This window comes from Oligella sp. HMSC09E12 (assembly GCF_001808505.1).
Taxonomy (GTDB): domain Bacteria; phylum Pseudomonadota; class Gammaproteobacteria; order Burkholderiales; family Burkholderiaceae_B; genus Oligella; species Oligella urethralis.
Map to the genome: position 1 here is coordinate 1 of NZ_KV793532.1, position 3,283 is coordinate 3,283.

Annotated in this window: 2 protein-coding genes; both read right to left on the minus strand. The window is 44.5% G+C overall.

The window, feature by feature from the left end; translation table 11 throughout:
- The coding region (locus tag HMPREF3179_RS02005; protein WP_210398743.1) for a hypothetical protein at window positions 1–2,174 on the minus strand (2,174 nt) is incomplete at its 3' end.
- A gap of 197 nt (window positions 2,175–2,371) precedes the next feature.
- Complete coding sequence (gene fabI, locus HMPREF3179_RS02010) at window positions 2,372–3,127, minus strand: enoyl-ACP reductase FabI (RefSeq protein ID WP_070469486.1); 756 nt, start codon at window positions 3,125–3,127, stop codon at window positions 2,372–2,374.
- Between the last annotated feature and the right edge of the window lie 156 nt (window positions 3,128–3,283).

Genomic DNA, 3,283 nt, shown 5'->3' on the forward strand with positions numbered 1-3,283 from the left:
AAGGTCTCACCAAGCTGACGCTTGACTTCCTCACTATCATCACCTTTAAAGCTCAGACTACCGCTAGTAGGAGCACCTGGACCAGGTACATTATTATTCTTATCTTTCAATTCCTTATACACTAAACTTAACTGCTCCTCTGTAGCAGCCCGACGAGATGTATAAGTAGCGTTAGGATTCCATGTTGTATTGCTTAAACCTGTAATTTCCCCCTGAGTGCCATCAATTTTGATCGGTTTAGGGCCTACGTTTAAAGTGTGGGCTAAATTAAAGGTCAGATTAGTACCGCTTTGAGAAATTCGTATATTTGTGTCACTATTTTTGAAATCAACACGTGCGTTTCTAAGGTTAACGGCTACTGCTGAGCCCTCATTATTATTTGTACTAACTTTCCACTGCAAACTCTCAATGGCATCATGAACTGTATCTTTGCCTGTTTTCCCAATGTTTGAAGCAGTGATGCTACCATCTTGACTAATTGCAGCATTACCGCCCAATAAACCACGAGTAGTGTCCGCAACATTGGTAAAAACCCTATTGGTCGAAAAAAGTTGACTACCATTAATAGCGTCCGTACTTGTTGCAGATACATCCCCAGGTGCTACGTGAATGATTTGGCGCTCTTTGCCTTTTGCACCAACACTAATAACGCCAGCATCTCTCGCCTTAGAAGATGAAGGCTCGCCATCATAACCACTCCAGCCATCAAATTTTAAACCATCATAATATGATCCGGGTTTCGACGGCAATAGTGAGCGTGAAGATGTCCGAACCTCTCCGCTTCGTTCCGCTTGAGAACCATGACCTAGAATCACACTATTATGTTGAACGTGGGTAACGTCACTTCCTAAAATAAAGGTATTTTTAATAGCGTTATAGGTAGAATTTGGCTCCTCAATTTTATTATTAAAACCGAGCACCATCGAATTACGCGCATACACCTCATTTTTATGACCAAGCGACACCGTATCAGTACCGTTAATGATTGAATTGTTACCTATAGAAACCGTGCGAAGACCTTGACTTTCGGCTCCATGACCTAGAGCAACAGAGGCGTAACCCGTTGTTTTCGCCCTGTGACCAAGTGCTATAGACTCTTCCCCTACGGCACTGCTTTCATAGCCTAATGCAGTGCCTCGACGCCCCGTTGCCAATGCGAGATAACCAATAGAGATGCTAGCATAAGCGTCAGCATGTGAAGCTGAACCAATTGCTATAGCTTCTCTACCAGCTTTTGTCCAAGCATCTCTCGGTAAAGCACTCACTATACTTTTCTGCTCTGGATGAACACCGCCCCCGATACTCACTCCACCTTGTTGAGCTTTAGCAGCTGTGCCTATAGCAACACCCCTTCCCTCAGCACCAGCCCATGCACCGACAGCAGTAGAGTTAAAGTCTGAAACGGAGGACATGTGACCTATGGCAACAACATCTGAACCCCTTGAATGAGCATCGGCTCCGATAGTAACCCCATAGATACTTTGTGAGCGTGTATTCTCACCAATTGCAATCGCTTGATCAAAAGTAGCTAAGGCGTTTGAACCAATCGCAATAGCACCTTCGGGATGTACATTCCGATTTTCTGATTGGACATAGGCATGATTACCCAATGCAATGCTATTGGGGCCTGAGACATTGGCAGAATTACCAATCGCAATTGAGTTATTAGCCACCTTAGCCTTCATAACATTCAAATTCTTTGCCGTTGAGACCTCGGCCATATGTCCAATCGCAATTGAATCCTCCGATTTTGCACCAACGACAGCGCTCACACCCATGGCTATGGCATTATCACTATTGGTCTTTGCCGTACTGCCGAAAGCAATTGTATCAGCACCAATTGCATGCGCTTGATTACCTATTGCTGTGGAACGCAAGCCTGACGCCCTAGATCCAGCACCAAAAGCAATAGTACGCTCTGAAACCGCCGCTGCACCGCAGCCAATCGCAATACTGTAAGTTGAGCTTGCCTTGGCCTCTTCCGTCTCTGGGCACACAGCAATAGCCACGCCCTTAAGCGCATCGCTTTGCGTTTCTGCAGTAGCTGAAGATAAAAGTGCGAATGCACCGAACAATGTAGCGGGTGTGATTAGAGCGACTCTTTTGAGGTGAAAACTTGCTTTGTTATTATTTGGTTGCTGTATCAACTCAGACATTGCAAAATAATTATCCATACTATTATTCCACTTACTGTTAAATTTGCGATTCGTTTCATTATCTCGCAAAATCATCTATTCTTCAAGATATAGCAAAGGAGGCCTTACACGAAGACTCCGTAAAGCAACAGACGCTCCAGGACAAGTAATTACTCATCTTAAAGCCGGCCCTGCTAAAAAAAGCAGGCCGGACTTTTATCTTATGCTAGTAACTTTTAGTTAAGGATATTAAATCCACCATCTACATAAATATTGCCACCAGTGATTGCTCGTGCACCATCACTCGCTAAAAACACACTTAACGGTCCAACATCATCAATATTCACGGCCCCCATCGGCGCACGCTGTGCATTTTCCTCAACAAGTGCATCAAAACTGGCAATCCCTGACGCAGCGCGAGTCATAATCGTTCCGGGAGAAATCGCATTGACTCGGATACCCTGTTCACCCAACTCATAAGCAAGATAGCGTACTGTAGCCTCTAAGGCTGCTTTGACGGGCCCCATAATACTGTAATTAGGGACAACCTCCTGCCCACCCAAGTAACTCATCGTCATCAAGCTACCACCGTCTTTCATCAAAGGCTCAGCCAAGCGTGCCATTCGTATGAAAGAATGACAAGAAATATCCATCGCCTGCAAAAAACCCTCTAATGAGCTATCAACGACCCGTCCGTGAAGATCTGCTTTAGGTGCAAACGCAATTGAATGTAGTAAGAAGTCAAGCTTGCCCCAACGCTGGGTAACTTCCTCAAACAACGCTTCCAGCTGTGATTCATTACTCACTTCGAGAGGCAACTGAATCTCAGCATTGACCGACTGCAACAAAGGCTCTACATAAGGTCTTGCCTTATCGTTGAGCCAAGTGCCTCCCAATGTTGCACCTGCTTCATGCATGGCTCTGGCACATGCCCAAGCAATACTATTGTCATTGCTAATACCAAGAACTAAACCTTTTTTCCCTTTTAACACATCCTATCCTTTTATAAACAGGCAAAACAAGCACTATGCTCTTTACCACCTAATCAGTAATTTAAACAATTCTGCAGCGTGTATATCACGATACGATCATTTTAAAGTAAAAGGGTTACATAAAAATCGAGTAGGGTGAGGTTTGCACCTCATCCC